Raw genomic sequence first — 17,054 nt, 5'->3', positions numbered from 1 at the left:
TGCAATAAGCCCCGGCGACACGTATCTAGGCGCGTTTTCAGAGGATCGCCACTTGGCCGGTTTCGACCTTTCCACGCGCTGGGGGCGCTTCAAGACCTATCTCCACTTCCTGTGGAACGATCACGCCTATCTGCGCGTGGGCTTCACCAACGCCCACTGGATCAGCCCCGAACTGGTGCGCACCAACCAGCCCTGGCCGTTCCAGCTGGCCTGGTGGAAGAAGCAGGGCGTCAAGACGGTGGTGAACCTGCGCGGCGGCTTCGACGGCAGCTTCTACGCGCTGGAGAAGGACGCCTGCGAGCGCCTGGGCATCAAGATGGTCGACTTCGTGATCACCTCGCGCGAGGTGCCGATCCGCCAGCGTGTGCACGGCGCCAAGGAACTGTTCGAGACGATCGAGTACCCGGCCCTGATCCACTGCAAGTCGGGAGCCGACCGGGCGGGCATCATGAGCGTGCTCTACGCCCACTACCGCCTGGGCCTGCCGATCGAGGAGGCCAAGAAGCAGCTGTCGGGCCGCTACCTCCACATCAGGCAGGGCAACACCGGGGTGCTCGACTACACCTTCGACCAGTATCTGGAGAAGGGCGCGCCCAAGGGGCTGACCTTCACCCAGTGGGTCGACAGCGACGACTACGATCCCGTCGAGATGAAGAAGACCTTCCGCGCCGGCATGCTGGGCAAGGTGCTGACCGACAAGCTGCTGCGGCGGGAGTAGAGCGTCAGGAGCCTCCCCCCGTGGGGGAGGTGTCGGCGAAGCCGACGGAGGGGGGAGGATCCGCCGAGGTTGCGGTCGCTCCCCCCACCGGCCCTTCGGGCCGCCTCCCCCACGGGGGGAGGTTCTTCAAACTCAGTCCGCGCTCGGGTCCAGCAGCTTGTGGGCGTGGATGATGAAGTAGCGGGCGTGGGCGTTGTCGACGGTGGCTTGGGCCTTGGCCTTCCAGGCGGCGTGGGCGTCGTTGTAGGTCGGGTAGGCGCCGACGAATTCGACCTTCGACAGGTCACGGAATTCGATGCCGGCGACATCCTTCAGTTCGCCGCCGATCACGATATGAAGAAGCTGCTTGTCGGACATGGGGGAGCAAGATCCTGCGGAGTTTTTGATTATGGCAGGTCGATATGCCCGACGCGTGACAGGATCAACGGGTGAAGCGCCCTATTCGCGCAAACCAGGCTCGGAACCGTCGGATTCGGCCGATTGTAGGCGAATTTTCGGCCGAGGTGATCGGTGAGCAACGCTCCGGCCTCGCCGCAGATCAGGTCGGCGGCCGCCAAGTCCCACTCGCTCTTGGGCGTCAGGGCGATCGCCGCGTCGAAGGCACCGGCCGCCACCAGGCAGATGCGATAGGCGATCGAGTTGCGGGCCTCGATGCGCATCGGCGGCCAGGGCTGGGGCCAGGCCGGGTGGGCGAACATCTTGGCGTCGCCCAGCATGGCCGCGCCGTCGAGCGCGGTGGACAGGCTGGGGGCCAGGGGCGCGCCGTTCAGGGTCGCGCCGCCGCCGAGCGTGGCCGCATAGGTCTCGTCCAGGGCCGGGGCGTGGACGACGCCGACGATCGGCCGGCCGTCCTCGACCACGGCCACCGAGACGGCGAACCACGGCTTGTCCTTCATGAAGGCGACGGTGCCGTCGATCGGGTCGACCACGAACTGGCGGCCGGTGGTCAGGCGGGCCGGGTCGTCGACCGTCTCCTCCGACAGCCAGCCGTAGTCGGGCCGCGCCGCCCGCAGGCGCTCCTTCAGAAGGGCGTCGACCGCAAGGTCGGCGTCGGTGACCGGCGAGCCGCCGTCCTTCGACCAGATCGTCACGCCCCTGGCCCGAGCCGCCAGGGCCAGGGCGCCGGCCTCGCGGGCCGCGTCGAGGATCAGGTCGAGGTCGGCCGTCATTTGCCCGCGATCGCCAGGGCGTCGACCAGCAGAGACGGACTGTTGCTGGCGCCGCGCAGTTCCAGGTCCGAGCCCACGACCAGGCGGCCGTAGATGTCGATCAGGTTGCCGGCGACGGTGATTTCCGTGACCGGATAGGCGATCTGGCCATTCTCGAACCAGAAGCCCGAACAGCCCACCGACCAGTCGCCGGTGTTGCCGTTCAGCGAGGGGCCGAACATCGAGGTGACCAGCAGGCCCTCCCTGGCCTGGCCCATCAAGCCGGCCAGGTCGAGATCGCCCGGCTCCAGGGTCAGGTTGTGGGTCGAGACGCCCGGCGCGCCGGCCGAGCCGCGCGAGGCGTGGCCGGTGGTCTCCAGGCCCAGCTGCCGGGCGCTGGCGCTGTTGAGCAGCCAGGTGGTCAGCACGCCGTCGTCGATCAGGGCGCGGCGCACGGTGGTCACGCCCTCGTCGTCGAACGGGGCCGAGCCTAGGCCGCGCACGCGGTGCGGGTCGTCGGTCAGCTGCACGCCGGCGGCGAAGATCTTCTGGTTCAGCCTGTCCTTCAGGAACGAGGTGCCGCGGGCGATGGCCGGGCCCGAGATCGCGCCGATCAGCGGGCTGATCAGCGACATGGCCAGGCGGTTCTCGAAGATCACCGGGGCGGTGGTCGAGCCGATCTTGCGCGCGCCCAGGCGCGAGACGGCCTGCTGGCCGGCCTTGGCGCCGATGGCCTCGGGGGAGGGCAGATCCTGCGCGTGGCGCACCGAGCGGCCTTCGCCGCCACGTTCCATGCCCGCGCCCTCGCCGGCGATGGCCGAGGCCGAGATGCCGAAGCCCGTGGCCGCGTGCTGGCCGGAAAAGCCGTCGCTGGTCGCCAGACGCCAGAAGGTCGAGCTCCAGCTCGACGAGCCGCCGTCGGAATTGGTCACGCCCTCGATGGCGCGCGCGGCGGCCTCGGCGGCGCGGGCCTGGTCTTCCAGGGTCTCGGCCGAGGGTTCGTAGGTGTCGATCAGGTCGAGGTCGGGGAACGGGCCCTTGGCCAGGCGGTCCTTCGGCGCGAAGCCGGCATAGGGATCCTCGGGGGCCAGGCGGGCCATGGCGACGGCGCGCTCGACCAGCTTGGCGCGGGCCTCGGGGCTGACGTCCGAGCCGGAAACCGTGGCGCTGCGGCGACCGACGAAGACGCGCAGGCCCAGGTCCTTGGCCTCCTCGCGCTCGACTTCCTCCAGCTCGCCCAGGCGTACGCCCACCGAGAGGGACTGGCGCTCGGCGAACACGGCCTCGGCGGCGTCGGCCCCGGCCTTGCGCGCGGCGGCGACGACGTCATGCAACAGGTTTTCGTCCATGGCGTCTTATGGCGAGGCGGACGGGGCGGAGCAAGCGCCGCCCTCCGGATTGTCAGGGAATGGCGTAGAACAGCAGGATCACGCCGCCGAAGACGTAGGCCAGCCAGGTGCAGATCATGCCGATGGCGCGCGGCACCGAGGCGCCGCCGCTGCGCGACAGGCCCACGGCGTGGATCAGGCGGCCGGCGAACAGCACCAGGCCGACACCGTGGATGGCGATGGCCGGGGCGCCGACCACGGCCAGCACGGCCAGCACGCCAAGGCCGGTGGGGACGTATTCGCTGGCGTTGCCGAAAGCCCGAACGGCCTGGGCCAGCTCGGGCACCCCGCCGTCGCCCAGGGCCACCTTGTGTTTCTGGCGGCCGCGCACGACCAGCAGCGACAGCACCAGCAGCAGGAACACATGCAGGCCGGCCCACAGGGCGGCGGCGTGGCCGGAGGCGGAAACGTCCATCGACGGACCTTTCGTACAGAAAGCGGGGCCGCATAAGGCCCTGGCTTCCACGCCGATGGCAACTGGTGACGTTACGGAAGCTTGGCTTTGACGTGTCAGCGCAGGCTGTAGCCGCCGTCCGTGAACAGGGTCGTCCCCGTCGTGAAACCGTTGATCAGCAGGAACAGCACCGCCTGGGCGATCTCGGCCTCGGCGCCGGGGCGGCCGACCAGCGAGCCGGCGGCCTGGCCGGCGAAGGCTGCGTCGCGGATCTCCGTCGGGCGGCGCGCCCAGAGGTCGCCGTCGATCGTGCCGGGGGCGATCACGTTGGCCCGTATCGGCGCCAGATCCACCGCCAGGCCGCGTCCGAACGCCTCGATGGCGCCGTTGGCGGCGGCATAGAGAGCCGCGCCCTTCGGCGGCCGGGCGCTGGCGGCGCCGGACATCAGCACCACCGAGCCATCGGCCGCCAGCTTGGGCGCGGCGGCCCGCACGCAGCGCACCTGGCCCCAGAACTTGCCGTCGAACGGCGAGGCCAGGGCGGCTTCGTCGGGATGGTCGAAGGGCGCGATCGCGTAGGTCGCGGCCGGAGTGAACAGGTGGTCGATCCGCTCCAGGGGCGCGAAGAATGCGGCGACGGAGTCCGGATCGAACACGTCGATCGTCGCGATCTGGGCGGCAGCGCCCAGGCTTTCGCGGGCGGCCTCCAGCCGCTGCGCCGAGCGGCCGCCGAGCACCACGCGACCTCCGCCCTCGACGAAGGCCTTCGCCGTGGCCAGCCCGATCCCCGAGCCGCCGCCGATCACCACCAGGGTCTTGTCATCGTATCGCATGCCGCAAGGCTAGGGGGTGGCGGATGGCGACGGAAACGACTTGAATTCCGATCATCCCGGACATCAATTCGGGAATGACTTCGATCCCCTCCCTCGACGGATACAGCGGCGTGCGCGCCTTCGTGGCCGTGGCCGAGCATGGCGGCTTCGCGGCCGCGGCGCCGGTGCTGGGGCTTTCACCCTCGGCGGTAGGCAAGGCGGTGCAGCGGCTGGAGGCCAGGCTGGGCGTGCGCCTTCTGGCCCGCACCACCCGCAGCGTGGCCCTGACGCAGGACGGCCGCCTCTATCACGCCCGCTGCGTGGCGGCCCTGTCGGGCCTGGCCCAGGCCGAGGCCGAGCTGAAACAAGGCCGGGGCGAGCCGTCGGGCCTGCTGCGCGTGGCCCTGCCGCCGCTGCTGGGCCGGGCCTTCGTCATGCCGGTGCTGCTGGAGCTGCTGGCCCGCTGGCCGGCCTTGCGGCTGGAGGCGAGCTTCGACGCCCGCCCGGTCGACCTGACCGGCGAGGGCGTCGACCTGGCGGTGCGGATCGGCGTGCTGGACGACCGCGCCGGCCTCGTGGCCCGGTCGCTGGGCGTGCAGCGGCGGGTGATCTGCGCGACCTCGGCCTATCTCGACGCGCGCGGACGGCCAAAGACCATCGAGGACCTCGCCGCCCACGACTGCCTGGTCGAGGCCCGCGACGGGCGCCCGACGCCCTGGCCATATATCGACGCGGACGGTGCGCCTCGTAGCCTGGCCGTGGACGGCCGCGCGCGACTGGGCGATGCGCAGATGCTGGCCCAAGCCGCTCTGGCCGGCGCGGGGATCGCCATGGTCCCCCGCTGGCTGGTCGCCGCCGATCTGGCGGCCGGACGGCTGGAGACGGTGCTCGACGGCGTGTTCGACAGCCCCCTGCCGGTCAACCTCGTCTGGCCCCGCACGCCGTATCCGAGCGCTCGTCTGCGGGCGGCGGTGGACGCGCTGGTCGAGCGCTATGGCGCGGCGCGGCCTTGGGACTCGTCCCCTCTTCCATAGGGAGAGGGGCCTCACGTTCTCCCTACTTCTCCCGGGCGATCGGATAGAGCAGGTGGCGCTGATCGTAGAAGGGCGTGCGCTTGTAGAACCAGGCCAGGCGCGCGTCGGGATCGGCGGCGAACTTGGGCTCGGCCTTGAGCTTGGCTTCGAACTGCGCCTTCAGGGCCGGATCGGCGGCCATCATCTTCTCGGCCAGCGGGGCGATGGCGTAGGGCTCGATATATTCCACGCGGCTCAGCACCTCGGGGACCATGCCCCAGGCGAAGACGCTCTCGGTCGATTGCGGCTCGAGCAGCAGCACGACGAGGTCGCCCAGCGGCTGGTCGGTCGACACCCGCACAGAGCCCTTGGGGAAGGTCCAGTCGCGCGCTTCCGTCGTCACCTGCTCGACGCTCATCTGCACGTGGCCCTCGTTGGCGCGCGGGGCGAGCTTGGGATCCACCAGGCGCAGCATCTCGACCGGCACGGTCCTGGGCGCATCCAGCGTCTCGACCTTCACCCCGTGCAGCTTCAGCCGCTCGATGATGTCGGCGCGGTAGCTGGGCACCCAGTAGGCCTTGGGCCGGACCAGCTGCAGGGTCGGGTGCGAGCCGTAGAACGGCAGCTGCCAGAGCTCCGGATCGGCCTCTCCCAGCCAGCGGATCTCGGTCGCGCCCGAGGCGGGGCTTTCATAGGTCTCGTAGCGGATGCCCTTGAAGGCGCGGGTGACGCCGGGCTTGTCGTCGGCGACGAAGTTGGCGGGGATAGTCGCCGGGCGCAGGGCGCTGTCGGCGGCGACGGCCGCGCGCAGTTCGCCGCCCTTCTCGGCCAGCAGCTTCAGCGAGGTCTCGATGAAGACGTAGGTCCCCAGCACCCGCTGGGCGTGGGGTTTCAGGCTGTGGTTCTCGATCAGGATGGTCGGCACGTGGGCGGCGCTGCCCCAGCCGTTGGAGAACCGCTCGCCTAAGCCCCCGTCCGACAGGCCGGCCTTGGGATCGCGCTCGTCGACGCCGAACACCAGCTCGCCCGGGATGTGGCCCTCGGCCTCCAGGCTCTTGTTCATGGCCGGCTTGAAGGCCGCGTCCAGCCACTTGGCCGTGGCCGGCGAGCGCGACCAGACGCCGTCCTCGCCGTTGTAGCCGTAAGTGACGTCGTACTGGTAATCCATGCCGTCGGTGACGTGGACGTCGACATAGAGGTCGGCGTGGTACTTGGCCTGAAGCCGCTTCAGCGCCTGCATCTCGGGCTGGTCGAGCTTCATGAAGTCGCGGTTGAGGTTCTGGTTGGTGGCGGTGTTGCGCCAGCCCTGGATGCGCGGCCCGCGCTGGTTGGGGCGCGAATAGGGGCCCGAGCGCTCGTGGCCGTCGACCGACAGGATCGGGATCAGCACCAGGTTGACCTTGTCGAGCAGGCCGTCCTTGCCGTGGAAAGCCATGTCGCGCAGCAGCATCATGCCCGCGTCCTTGCCGTCGATCTCGCCGGGGTGGATGCCGCACTGCACGAGCAGCAGCGGCTTCTTCGGATCGAGCTTGTCGCCGTCCTTGCTGGCGATCACCGCGAAGATCGGCCGGCCCTCGGGCGAGACGCCGAAGTCCTCGACGCGCACCAGCTTGCTGGCCTTGTCGAGCCGGTCGAACCAGGCGCGGGTGTCGACATAGGTGGGTGAGAAGTCGTGGCCGGGGTCGGCCTCGAACGGCGTGATCCACGGATCGGAGGCGTCGCGGATCAGCGCCAGGCTGGCGCCCTGCCACTGCGGGGCCGGGGGCAGGAAGGCCTGGTCCCAGGGGGCTTTGTCGGCGGGGGTCTGGGCCATGGCGGGCGTTCCCAATGCAAGCAGGGCGAGGGTGAGGAGAGCGGTCGAGCGCATGGCCCTGTCGTCGCGCCTCCGCGTAGGGATGACAAGAGGCCAAGTCTTGTCGGCAAGCGGCGTTGGTGGCGAAAACCTCGTCCTTCGACAGGCTCAGGATGAGGTTTTTCTTCTGCTCGGCGTCCGGGAATGGTCCTCACCCTGAGCTTGTCGAAGGGCGAGGGCCACGCGTCGCGTCAGCCTCCGGTCAGCAGCCAGCCGCCCTTGTCGATCAGGGCCTTGGCCGAGCCGAGGATCTGCCAGGTCTGATAGGCCAACAGCACGACGAGCGCGGTGGTGACGATCCAGCGCCGCCGGGCCAGAGCCGCCGCCAGGGTCAGGACCATGAACAGCGGCGTGCCCACCCAGAAGCCCGGGCCCAGCCGCAGCTTGGCGAATTCGCCGTTCAGGCTGATCAGGCCCACGAACAGCGCGGCGATCAGCAGGTTGGCGCCCATGACGCTGAGCAGGACCAGGCGCTTGCGGGCCCAGAAGTGGTCGTCCAGGTCCTCGCCCGGCTTCAGTTCGCGCGGGAAGACCTGGGTGGCGGCGACGTAGAAGGTGCTGGCCACCGCCAGGCCGACGATCAGCAGGGCGTAGTTGTAGGGCGCGGGCCGGAAGATCACCCAGGCCTGGTTCCAGAAGCTGGCGATGTCGATGGCCACGAACAGCGCCAGAAGCGGCGTCAGATAGCCGAACCGCACCGTGCGCCGCTCGTGCAGCAGGCGTGCGAACCCGCCCACCAGTTCGGCCACCGAGAAACCCAGCAGCAGGCCGTAGAAGCTGAAGAAGAACTCGAATGGGTCCACGAAATCCCCCGATTTCAGACGCTGCGGATTACTTGCCCTTCCAGATCGGCTTGCCTTCGCCCGGCAGGCCCAGGCGCGACCACTTCTCGCTGACCGCGTCGACCACGGCTTGGTCCATGCGGATCTCCTCGCCCCATTCGCGGTTGGTCTCGGGCTCCCACTTGTCGGTGGCATCGAGGCCGATCTTGGAGCCCAGGCCGCTGACCGGACTGGCGAAGTCGAGATAGTCGATCGGGGTGTGCTCGATCACCGTGATGTCCCGGGCGGGATCCATCTTGGTGCTGATCGCCCACATCACGTCCTTCCAGTCGCGGGCGTCGATGTCGTGGTCCACGACGATCACCCACTTGGTGTACATGAACTGGCGCAGGTAGCTCCAGACGCCCAGCATCACCCGCTTGGCGTGGCCCGGATAGGCCTTCTTCATCGACACCACGGCGATGCGGTAGCTGCAGCCCTCGGGCGGCAGCCAGAAGTCGACGATCTCGGGGAACTGCTGGCGGATCAGCGGGATGAACACCTCGTTCAGCGCCTCGCCCAGCACCGAGGGCTCGTCCGGCGGACGGCCGGTGAAGGTGGTCAGGTAGATCGGGTCCTTGCGCATGGTGATCGCGGTCACCTGGAAGACCGGGAACTTCTCGACGCTGTTGTAGTAGCCGGTGTGGTCGCCGTAGGGGCCTTCGTCCTCGTACTCGTCGAGCAGGACGTGGCCCTCCAGCACGATCTCGGCCTGGGCCGGGACCATCAGCGGCACGGTCTTGCAGGGCACGAGGTCCAGCTTGGCGCCGCGCATCAGGCCCGCGAACTGGTATTCGCTGAGGGTGTCGGGCACCGGCGTCACGGCGGCCAGGATCGTGCCTGGGTCCGCGCCCAGCACGACGGCGCAGGGCAGGGGCTCCTTCTTGCCGGCCTTCTTGTGGCGGGCGTAGTGCTGGGCCCCGCCGCGGTGGGCCAGCCAGCGCATGATCGCCTTGTCCTTGCCCAGCACCTGCATGCGGTAGATGCCGAGGTTGAAGTCGTCCTCGCGGTCGTTGCTCGGGCCCTTGGTGACCACCAGGCCCCAGGTGATCAGCGGCGCGGGCTCGCCCGGCCAGCAGGTCTGCACCGGCAGCTTCGACAGGTCGATCTGGTCGCCGGTGAGCACGACTTCCTGCACCGGGGCCTTCTTCACCGTGCCCGGGCGCATCGACAGCACCGTCTTGGCCAGCGGCAGCATGTCGATGGCGTCCTTCAGACCCTTGGGCGGCTGGGGCTGGCGCAGGAAGGCCAGCAGCTCGCCCACTTCGCGCAGCTCGCCGGCGGTGGTGCGCGGCTCGCCGCCCAGGGTCACGCCCATCGCCACCCGCTTGACCGTGCCGAACAGGTTGGCCAGCGCGGGCATCGGCGAGCGGCTGCCGTCGGGCAGCAGCACGTGCTCGAACAGCACCGCCGGACCGCCGGTCGCCAGCAGCCGGGTCTGGATCTCGGTCATCTCGAGGACGGACGAGACCGGCTCCTTGACCCGCACCAGCTCGCCCTGGGCCTCTAGCACGTCGATGAATTCGCGAAGCGACCGGTAGGCCATGGGCGGGAAACTCCTGGAACGGCGCGGAACCTAGGGGCGGGCGTGCGTCGGGGCAAGGCGTCGAGGGGCGCGGCGGAGCAAGCTTCGCCCTAGTCGCGCCCCGATGGGTGTGCTCCCTTGGGGCCGCGTTTCAGAGTTGAGCAGAGCGTCGCCATGACCGATCCCACGCCGGAAACCGCCGACCCCAAGGCCGTGCGCCGCGTCGCCGTCGCCCGGCTGGCCACGGGTCTGGCCCAGGGCCTGCTGCTGTTCGGCCTCGACCACGCGCTGAAGGCCAAGGCCTGGCCGTCGACCCAGCCGATGGCGTTCGCCGCGATCTCGGCGGTGGTGTTGTTCGTGCCGTTCGTGGTGCTGGCCGGGCTGTCGGCCATGCGCTGGAGCAGGCTGGCGGCCTGGAAGCTGATCGCGGTGCTGGTCGCCGGCGGACTGGCCGCCTATGCGGTCGACAGCGGCCAGATCCGGATGACGCCCTATTCGGTTCTCCCCGAAGGCGCGGTGATCCTGGCGATCGCCGCCCTGCTGTTCATCGGCCATCACCTCGTGCAGCCGGCCGAGATGGAGCGCCGGCCGATCGCGCGCTTCACCACCTATTTCGACGAGACTTGGAAGCACGGGGTGCAGCTGGGGCTGTCGGCCCTGTTCACCGGCGCCTTCTGGCTGCTGCTGCACCTGGCCTCGGCCCTGTTCTCGATGATCGGCATCGAGGCGATCGACAAGCTGATCGAGCAGCCGTGGTTCGGCTGGCCGGCGACGACGGTGATGTTCGCCGCCGCCGTGCAACTGACCGACGTCCGCGCCGGCCTGGTGCGCGGGGTGCGGACGGTGTCGCTGACCCTGCTGGCCTGGCTGCTGCCGCTGATGGTGCTGATCGCGGCCGGTTTCCTGCTGACCCTGCCGTTCAAGGGGCTGGACCTGCTGTGGGCCACCAAGAAGGCCGCGGCCCTGCTGCTGACGGCGGGCGCCGCCCTGATCGTTCTGACCAACGCCGCCTACCAGGACGGAACCGAGCGTCCCGCCGCGGTGCTGGCCTGGGCGGCTCGGATCGCGGGCCTGCTGCTGGCCCCGATCACCGTCCTGGCGGGCTACGCCATCTGGCTGCGGGTGAACCAGTACGGCCTGACGCCCGAGCGGGTGTACGGAAGCGCCTGCGTCGTGGTCGCGGCCGGCTACGCCATCGGCTATGCGCTCGCCGCTCTGAAGCCGGGCGCCTGGATGAAGCCGCTGGAGGCGACCAACATCGCCATGGCCTTCGTGGCCGTGGCCGTGCTGCTGGCCCTGTTCAGCCCGCTCGCCGATCCGGCGCGGCTGTCGGTGAAGGACCAGGTCGCCAGGCTGGCGGCGGGCAAGGTCAAGCCCGAGGCCTTCGACTATGCCTTCCTGCGCTTCGAGGCCGGCAAGGCCGGGCGCGAGGCCCTGGCCGTCCTGGCCAAGGACCGGAACCCGGCGGTCAGCACGGGCGCGGCCACGGCGCTGAAGGCCGAGAAGCCCTTCGACCTGTCGGAGCCGCGGCGCAAGCCTCGCGACCTGTCCCAGATCCAGGTCCACCCCAAGGGCCAGGTCTTGCCGGCCGATTTCAAGGCCCAGTTCGAGAACGAGCTGAACCCGCCGTTCTGCGTCGCGAACGACAAGCCCTGCCGCGCGAACCTCCACGACCTCGACAGAGACGGCGTTCCCGAGGTGCTGATCGAGGCCGGCGACGGCGTCGCGGTCTATCGGCGCGGCGAGGCGGGCTGGAGCCGCAATGGCTTCTTCAAGCTGACCGACTGCTATCCGCGCGGCGTCGATCCGGAGGAGGAGATGACGCGCTTCATGACCGGCGACCTGCAGACGTTGACGCCCGACATGCCCGACCTCGCCTTCGCGGGCGAACGCCTGCGGATCACGCCGGAGCAGCAGCGCTGCGCGAGCGACGACGAGTCCGTGTCCGGGGTCAGGCGGCGCCCTCGCTGACCGCGTTCAGGCGGGCATAGACCCCGCCGGCCGCCTTGAGGTCGGCGTGGCGGCCTTCCTCGACGAGCCGGCCGTTCTGGAACACCAGGATGCGGTCGGCGCCGCGCACGGTCGACAGGCGGTGGGCGATGACGATGGTCGTGCGGCCCTGCATCAGGGCCTCGGCGGCCTCCTGCACCAGGGCCTCGGTCTCGACGTCGAGCGACGAGGTGGCCTCGTCCAGCACCAGGATCGGAGCGTCGGTGAGGAAGGCGCGGGCGATGGCCACGCGCTGGCGCTCGCCGCCCGACAGCTTGATGCCGCGCTCGCCGACCAGGGTGTCGTAGCCGTGCGGCAGCTTCAGGATGAAGTCGTGGGCGCGGGCCTTCTTGGCCGCCTCGACCACCTGCTCGAAGGTCGCGTCCGGGCGGCCGTAGGCGATGTTGTCGAGCAGGGAGCGGTGGAACAGGGCCGGGTCCTGCGGCACCACGGCGATGGCGCGGCGCAGGGATCCTTGCGTCACCCGCGCGACGTCCTGGCCGTCGATCAGAACCCGCCCGCCCTGCAGGTCGTGCAGCCGCTGGATCAGCTTGACGAAGGTCGACTTGCCCGAGCCCGTCGGGCCGACCAGGGCCACCTTCTCGCCCGGCGCGATGTCCAGCGAGAAGCGGTCGTACAGCGGCGCGCCGGCGTTGCGATAGGCGAAGGTGACGCCCTGGAAGGCGACCTCGCCGGGGCCGGGGACGAAGGCGGGCGCGCCGGGCGCGTCGGCGATCTGCGGGGCGAGCGTGGCCCAGGCCGCGGCGTCCTCGCTGTCGTCGAGGCCCTTCTGCAGCATGCGGATGTTCTCGCCCATGTTGCGCAGATAGCCGCTCATCAGCAGGAAGGCGGTGATGGCGAAGGCGACGTCGCCGGGGCCGGCCTTGCCCTGCAGCCAGCTCCAGACCATCGCGCCCGACAGGCCCGCCTGCAGCACGACCAGCAGCAGGTTCTGGCCAAGCCACACGTCGGTGAAGCGGTTCCAGGTGACCATCACCGCGTCGCGCCAGGCGGCCGTGACCTGCGCCAGGCGCTCGGTCTCGCGGGCCTCGGCGCCGAACGCCTTGACGGTGGGGTTGGAGGTCACGGCGTCGGCCAGGGCCCCGCCGATGGCGGAATCCAGGGCGTTGGACTTCAGGTTCGACGGGCGGACGTAGCGCTCGGTGATCCACAGGTTCACCGCCAGGTACAGCACCACCACGACCAGCGAGATCGCGCCGGCCAGCGGCTGGCGCACCAGCATCATCACCGACAGGCCGACCAGCACGATCAGGCTGGGCACGAGCCAGATGGTGAAGGCGTCGGTGACGCTGTCGTAGCCCCACATGGCGCGGGTCAGCTTGCGCACCGTGGCGCCGGCGAAGCTGTCGGCGTGCCAGTCGGAGGAGAAGGCCTGGACGCGGGCGAAGCCCTCGTTGGTCATCTCCTCCATGTTGCGGGCGGCCAGCGGGATCCAGAACCGGTGGGCGACATTGCGGATCAGCGAGAAGGCCAGATAGACGCCGACGAAGGCCGCCCAGGCGCCCCACGCCTGGTCCTTGTGGCCCGCGGCGACCACGTCGATCAGCTTGCCCGAGGCCCAGGGCAGGGCCAGGTCGAAGGCCACCGCCACCAGGGTCAGGATCACGCCGGCCGCGAAGATCGTCTTCCGACGCAGCCAGAACCGCGCCAGGAAGCCCAGCACCTGGCCGTTGGACAGCGCCCGGCGCTTGCCGCTCTCGTCATCCTCGTCGTCGAAATCGCTCATGGCCGGCTAGATAGGCCTCTCGGCCGCCAGAGGGAACGGCAAGCTGGCGCCCTGCTGCCAGGTTTCGGCCTGAAACCCTGCGTCCGCCCGCCCCTCTTCGCCTTTCTGGGTCCCGTGTCCAGGATCCAAGCCAAGGGGGCGGGGGAAACGGTGGTCGGGCGATGTCGCTTCCGAGAGGCGTGCTCTTCAATCCTCGGCGTCGCTCAGCACGATGGCGAAGGGAACCTGAGCGCCGTCGCGGGTGACATAGCCGCTGACCAGCTTGTGCGACGGGTCGAGCACGCCCAGGTCGACGTCCTCGGAGGGGAAGACCACGGTGCGGCGATCGCCGACGCAGACGACCAGCTCGTAGCCGTCATAGGCCCGGCGCGACATGGCCTTGATACGCTCGTAGTAGGGCGAGCGCTTCCAGGCTGTCGGCTTGCCGGGATCGACCACCACGTTGAGGCGCTTGCCGTCGCGGTCGGCGTACATCACGAAGCCGGCCTTGTCGGGCCGCCAGCCCTGGTCCAGCTTTTCCGAGCTCAGCCACAGGCAGTGGAAGTCGCGACAGGCGCCCGGGCGGGTCTCGTACGAGCCGCAGCCGCCGCCCTTGCGGAAATGGCCGCACCAGACGCCGTCGGGCTTGGCCAGGGCCTCGATGGCCAGCACCTTGCAGCACAGGCCGCAGGAACCGCAGGTCCGCTCGCCCATGTCGCTCCCCCGCGCTCGGCCGATCGTCAGGCGGCGGAGTTTGAAAGCGATGTGTGACGGTTTTGCGGGTCTGCCCTCGAAAGGGGGGAAGGGCGCGCGATCGCGGCCAGGAACGCGGCGGCTGAAACCGACCCTCTCCTGGCCTTCGGGCCACCTCCCCCAGAGGGGGATCGTTGCATAATGGGGTAAAACAAGAACGACTTTCCCCTTTTGATTCCGAACTGTTCTCGAACGGATTCTGGTCTGTTCTTCGACGTTCCGAATTTCGCAACAGTCCCCCAGAGGGGGAGGATCCTATTCGAAGCCGGTCGCGCTCCAGACGGCCAGTTCGTTGCCGGCCGGGTCGATGAAGTGGAAGCGGCGGCCGCCGGGGAATTCGAAGATCGGCTTGACGATCACGCCGCCGGCGGCGGTGACCTTGGCTTCCATGGCCTCGAGATCGTGGGCGTAGAGGATCACCAGCGGCTTGGCCGGCTCTTCCGTCACGTCGCCCACGAAGCCGCCGTCGGCGCCCTGGCCCTCGAAGGCGGTGTAGCCGGGGCCGTAGTCGGTGAAGCTCCAGCCGAAGGCGGCCGCGTAGAAGGCCTTGGTCGCCGGCAGCTCGCCGCCCGCCCATTCGATGTAGTCGATCTTGCCGTCTTCGCGCATGGGCGTGCTCCTCGGTATGTTCTTATTATGTTCTAGTCGCCGCTCAGGGCAGAGTCCAGACGCTGGTGCGCTTGATGGCCAGGTCTTCCAGCTCGCGGGTGGTGGGCACTTGATACTCGGCCAGCTTTTCCAGGCCGTCCTTGGGGAAGTAGGTGCGGCCCGGATCGCCGACCAGCACCGTCGCGCCGGCCGCGCGGCCCTTCGCCAGCCAAGCCATGACCGCAGCCGCCATCGGGCCCTCGTAGCAGATGTCGCCGGCCAGCAGCACGTCGGCCTCCGGCGGCGGGGCGTCGAGCAGGTTGGCGTCGGTGAAGGCGATCTCGACGCCGTTGGCCGCGGCGTTCATGGCCACGGCCGCCTCGCAGAAGACGTCGATGTCGGCCGCCAGCACGCTCGCCGCGCCGGCCTTCATCGCCGCGACGGCGACGATGCCCGAGCCGGTGGCGAAGTCGACGACGGTCTTGCCGCGCACGATCTCCGGATGGTCCAGGACGTAGCGCGCCAGGGCCTGGCCGCCGGCCCAGGCGAAGGCCCAGAACGGCGGCGGCAGGCCGATCGCCTCCAGCGCCTCCTCGGTCAGCTTCCACAGCGGCGTGATCTCGTCAGCCAGGTGCAGCACCAGCTCGGGCGCGTGCGGCGTCGGCAGCAGGCGGGTGTTGTCGGCGATGAAGGCCCGGCGGCCTTCCAGGGTCTGGACGATCATGGGGCGGGTTATAGGCGTTCTCCTCCCCCGTGAAACGGGGGAGGTGGCGCGGCGCTATCAGCGCCGTGACGGAGGGGGCGAGTGACAAAGCGCCGTGCGCGCCGCCGCCCCCTCCACCGCTTCGCGGTCCCCCTCCCCCGCAGGCGGGGGAGGAGTTAGACGGCCGCCGCCTTGCCCGACGCCGCCTTCAGCACCGTCAGATAGCCCGGCGCCGTCAGCATGCCCTCGGTCAGCCCTTTCTCCCGCAGCAGCCGGTGAGCGCGCGGCAGGTTCCAGCACGGCACGTGCATGAACAGGTGATGCTCGGCGTGGAAGTTGACGTGGTAGGGCGCGACCAGGGCGCGTTCCAACCAGTTGGCGCGGGTGGTGCGGGCGTGGCGGAACGGATCTGGCTCGTCCTTGGCCACCAGGGCGTGCTCGGCGATGTTGCGCAGGCGGGTGACCAGCGGAAACCAGGTGGCCATCGGCACGAGCCACAGCGCGAACCAGGCCCACCACAGGCCCGCCGCGCTCAGCGCGACCAGTATGACCAGGTTGATCAGCAGGAACCGCTTCTGGCCGGCCGCGGCGCGGGCGAAGATCGCGCCCGGGGCCTGGCCGTGGCCGCGCTTCTTCAGGCCGGCGAGGATCGGCCCGAACCGCTGCTTGAAGAAGGTCTGGCCGGTCAGGTCGCGAACGATCTTGCGGCGCAGCGAGGCGCGAGTGGTCGGGAACGGGGCCGACAGCACGAGATCCGGGTCCTCGGCCTGCTGGGCGAACTTGTGGTGGGTCAGGTGATAGGGGCGGTAGGCGTTCAGCGAGGCGCCCAGCGGCGCGGCGCACAGCCACTCGCCCAGCCAGTCGTTGACCTTGAGGTTGGGGTGAAGGCCGCCGTGCGCGGCCTCGTGCATCAGGATCGCCAGGCCCAGCTGCCGCGCGCCGATCAGCATGACGGCGACGACGTAGGTCAGCGGATTGGGCCAGACGACGAACAGGGCGCCGGCGGCCAGGATCACGCCCCAGGCGTGGGCGACCATGGCGATCCCGCGCCAGGACGAGCGCGCCGACAGGCGGGCCCAGTCCTCGGGCGCGAACAGTTCCTGCGGCTTGATGCGGGCGGCGACGGCCATGGAACGGATCATCGCACATTCAGGTTCAGGCCGACAGAATGCCGTTAGGTCATGCCTGTTTCCGGAGAGTTTTCATGCGCTTGCCGATCATCGCCGCCCTTGTCTCGCTTGGCTTCGCGGGCGCCGCGCACGCCGCCAGCTTCGACTGCGCCAAGGCCCGGCGGGCCGACGAGCGGGCGATCTGCGCCGACCGGAGCCTCGACAACAAGGACGTGCGGATGAGCGTGCTCTACGACGTCAACAAGCGCACCATGGGCATGGGCGCGCGCGGGGCGCTGATGGACGGCCAGCAAGCCTGGTTGAACGATCGTGCGAACTGCAAGGCCAACCGGGCCTGCCTGAACCGGGCCTATGACCGCCGGCTGGGCGAGCTGGAGCGGTCGATGGAGCGGATCTATCGCGCGGGGCCGTTTTGAAGCCGTGCGTCCTTCGAGGCCCGCTGCGCGGGCGCCTCAGGATGAGGACTTCAGCGCCATGGCTTCCTCATCCTGAGG

17 protein-coding genes are annotated in these 17,054 nt (G+C 69.8%); 4 read left to right on the top strand and 13 right to left on the bottom strand.

All coding sequences use genetic code 11. From position 1 onward, the window contains the following. Positions 1 to 52 precede the first annotated feature (52 nt). Positions 53 to 718 (top strand): fused DSP-PTPase phosphatase/NAD kinase-like protein, encoded by a 666-nt coding sequence (locus C1707_RS04240; protein ID WP_101711005.1) that lies wholly within the window; start codon positions 53 to 55, stop codon positions 716 to 718. Positions 719 to 850: 132 nt separating this feature from the next. Here C1707_RS04240 and C1707_RS04230 read toward each other — a convergent pair whose 3' ends face one another. From C1707_RS04230 to C1707_RS04210, 5 genes are all read right to left on the bottom strand, one after another. Next, positions 851 to 1,075: a DUF4170 domain-containing protein gene (locus C1707_RS04230; RefSeq protein WP_101711007.1), complete on the bottom strand. Its 225-nt coding sequence runs from the start codon at positions 1,073 to 1,075 to the stop codon at positions 851 to 853. Between the two features lie 29 nt (positions 1,076 to 1,104). Then, on the bottom strand, positions 1,105 to 1,887 hold the full coding sequence (locus C1707_RS04225; protein ID WP_101711008.1) for a 3'(2'),5'-bisphosphate nucleotidase CysQ: 783 nt from the start codon (positions 1,885 to 1,887) through the stop codon (positions 1,105 to 1,107). After that, positions 1,884 to 3,215, bottom strand: coding sequence for a TldD/PmbA family protein (locus C1707_RS04220; protein ID WP_101711009.1), 1,332 nt, complete (start codon positions 3,213 to 3,215; stop codon positions 1,884 to 1,886). Before C1707_RS04220 ends, C1707_RS04225 begins: the two co-directional genes overlap by 4 nt. Positions 3,216 to 3,267: 52 nt before the next feature. After that, a complete protein-coding gene (locus C1707_RS04215) occupies positions 3,268 to 3,669 on the bottom strand; it encodes an MAPEG family protein (protein ID WP_101711010.1) in 402 nt (133 codons plus the stop codon). 95 nt (positions 3,670 to 3,764) lie between these two features. Then, positions 3,765 to 4,481, bottom strand: a complete 717-nt coding sequence (locus C1707_RS04210; RefSeq protein WP_101711011.1) for an SDR family oxidoreductase — start codon at positions 4,479 to 4,481, stop codon at positions 3,765 to 3,767. 74 nt (positions 4,482 to 4,555) lie between these two features. Here C1707_RS04210 and C1707_RS04205 point away from each other — a divergent pair, with 74 nt between their 5' ends. Continuing rightward, positions 4,556 to 5,494: a LysR substrate-binding domain-containing protein gene (locus tag C1707_RS04205; RefSeq protein ID WP_101711012.1), complete on the top strand. Its 939-nt coding sequence runs from the start codon at positions 4,556 to 4,558 to the stop codon at positions 5,492 to 5,494. A gap of 22 nt (positions 5,495 to 5,516) precedes the next feature. On the opposite strand, the gene C1707_RS04200 is transcribed toward C1707_RS04205, so the two are convergent. The 3 genes from C1707_RS04200 to C1707_RS04190 form a co-directional block, all read right to left on the bottom strand. Continuing rightward, a complete protein-coding gene (locus C1707_RS04200; RefSeq protein WP_101711013.1) occupies positions 5,517 to 7,340 on the bottom strand; it encodes a M14 family metallopeptidase in 1,824 nt (607 codons plus the stop codon). 176 nt (positions 7,341 to 7,516) lie between these two features. Beyond that, complete coding sequence (locus C1707_RS04195; protein ID WP_101711014.1) at positions 7,517 to 8,128, bottom strand: hypothetical protein; 612 nt, start codon at positions 8,126 to 8,128, stop codon at positions 7,517 to 7,519. A 28-nt stretch (positions 8,129 to 8,156) separates the two neighbouring features. Further along, a complete protein-coding gene (locus C1707_RS04190; RefSeq protein ID WP_101711015.1) occupies positions 8,157 to 9,692 on the bottom strand; it encodes a UbiD family decarboxylase in 1,536 nt (511 codons plus the stop codon). Between the two features lie 153 nt (positions 9,693 to 9,845). On the opposite strand from C1707_RS04190, the gene C1707_RS04185 reads away from it, so the two are divergent. Next, entirely contained in the window at positions 9,846 to 11,642 is a 1,797-nt protein-coding gene (locus C1707_RS04185; protein ID WP_101711016.1) for a DUF4153 domain-containing protein, read from the top strand. Here the strand turns inward: C1707_RS04185 and C1707_RS04180 are convergent. From C1707_RS04180 to C1707_RS04160, 5 genes are all read right to left on the bottom strand, one after another. Continuing rightward, positions 11,623 to 13,407 (bottom strand): ABC transporter ATP-binding protein, encoded by a 1,785-nt coding sequence (locus C1707_RS04180; RefSeq protein ID WP_101711017.1) that lies wholly within the window; start codon positions 13,405 to 13,407, stop codon positions 11,623 to 11,625. The genes C1707_RS04185 and C1707_RS04180 overlap by 20 nt on opposite strands. Positions 13,408 to 13,593: 186 nt before the next feature. Beyond that, positions 13,594 to 14,100 (bottom strand): zinc/iron-chelating domain-containing protein, encoded by a 507-nt coding sequence (locus C1707_RS04175; RefSeq protein WP_101711018.1) that lies wholly within the window; start codon positions 14,098 to 14,100, stop codon positions 13,594 to 13,596. A gap of 294 nt (positions 14,101 to 14,394) precedes the next feature. Continuing rightward, entirely contained in the window at positions 14,395 to 14,748 is a 354-nt protein-coding gene (locus C1707_RS04170; RefSeq protein ID WP_101711019.1) for a VOC family protein, read from the bottom strand. A gap of 43 nt (positions 14,749 to 14,791) precedes the next feature. Then, complete coding sequence (locus tag C1707_RS04165) at positions 14,792 to 15,451, bottom strand: class I SAM-dependent methyltransferase (protein ID WP_101711020.1); 660 nt, start codon at positions 15,449 to 15,451, stop codon at positions 14,792 to 14,794. Between the two features lie 155 nt (positions 15,452 to 15,606). Next, a complete protein-coding gene (locus tag C1707_RS04160; protein WP_101711028.1) occupies positions 15,607 to 16,560 on the bottom strand; it encodes a fatty acid desaturase family protein in 954 nt (317 codons plus the stop codon). 74 nt (positions 16,561 to 16,634) lie between these two features. On the opposite strand from C1707_RS04160, the gene C1707_RS04155 reads away from it, so the two are divergent. Then, positions 16,635 to 16,976 (top strand): lysozyme inhibitor LprI family protein, encoded by a 342-nt coding sequence (locus tag C1707_RS04155; protein WP_101711021.1) that lies wholly within the window; start codon positions 16,635 to 16,637, stop codon positions 16,974 to 16,976. The last annotated feature ends 78 nt before the right edge of the window (positions 16,977 to 17,054 follow it).

Origin of the sequence: Caulobacter flavus (assembly GCF_003722335.1) — a bacterium.
In the GTDB taxonomy this organism is placed as follows: Bacteria; Pseudomonadota; Alphaproteobacteria; order Caulobacterales; family Caulobacteraceae; genus Caulobacter; species Caulobacter flavus.
The sequence above is the reverse complement of the archived record's forward strand: the minus strand, read 5'-3'. Positions and strand labels throughout refer to the sequence as shown.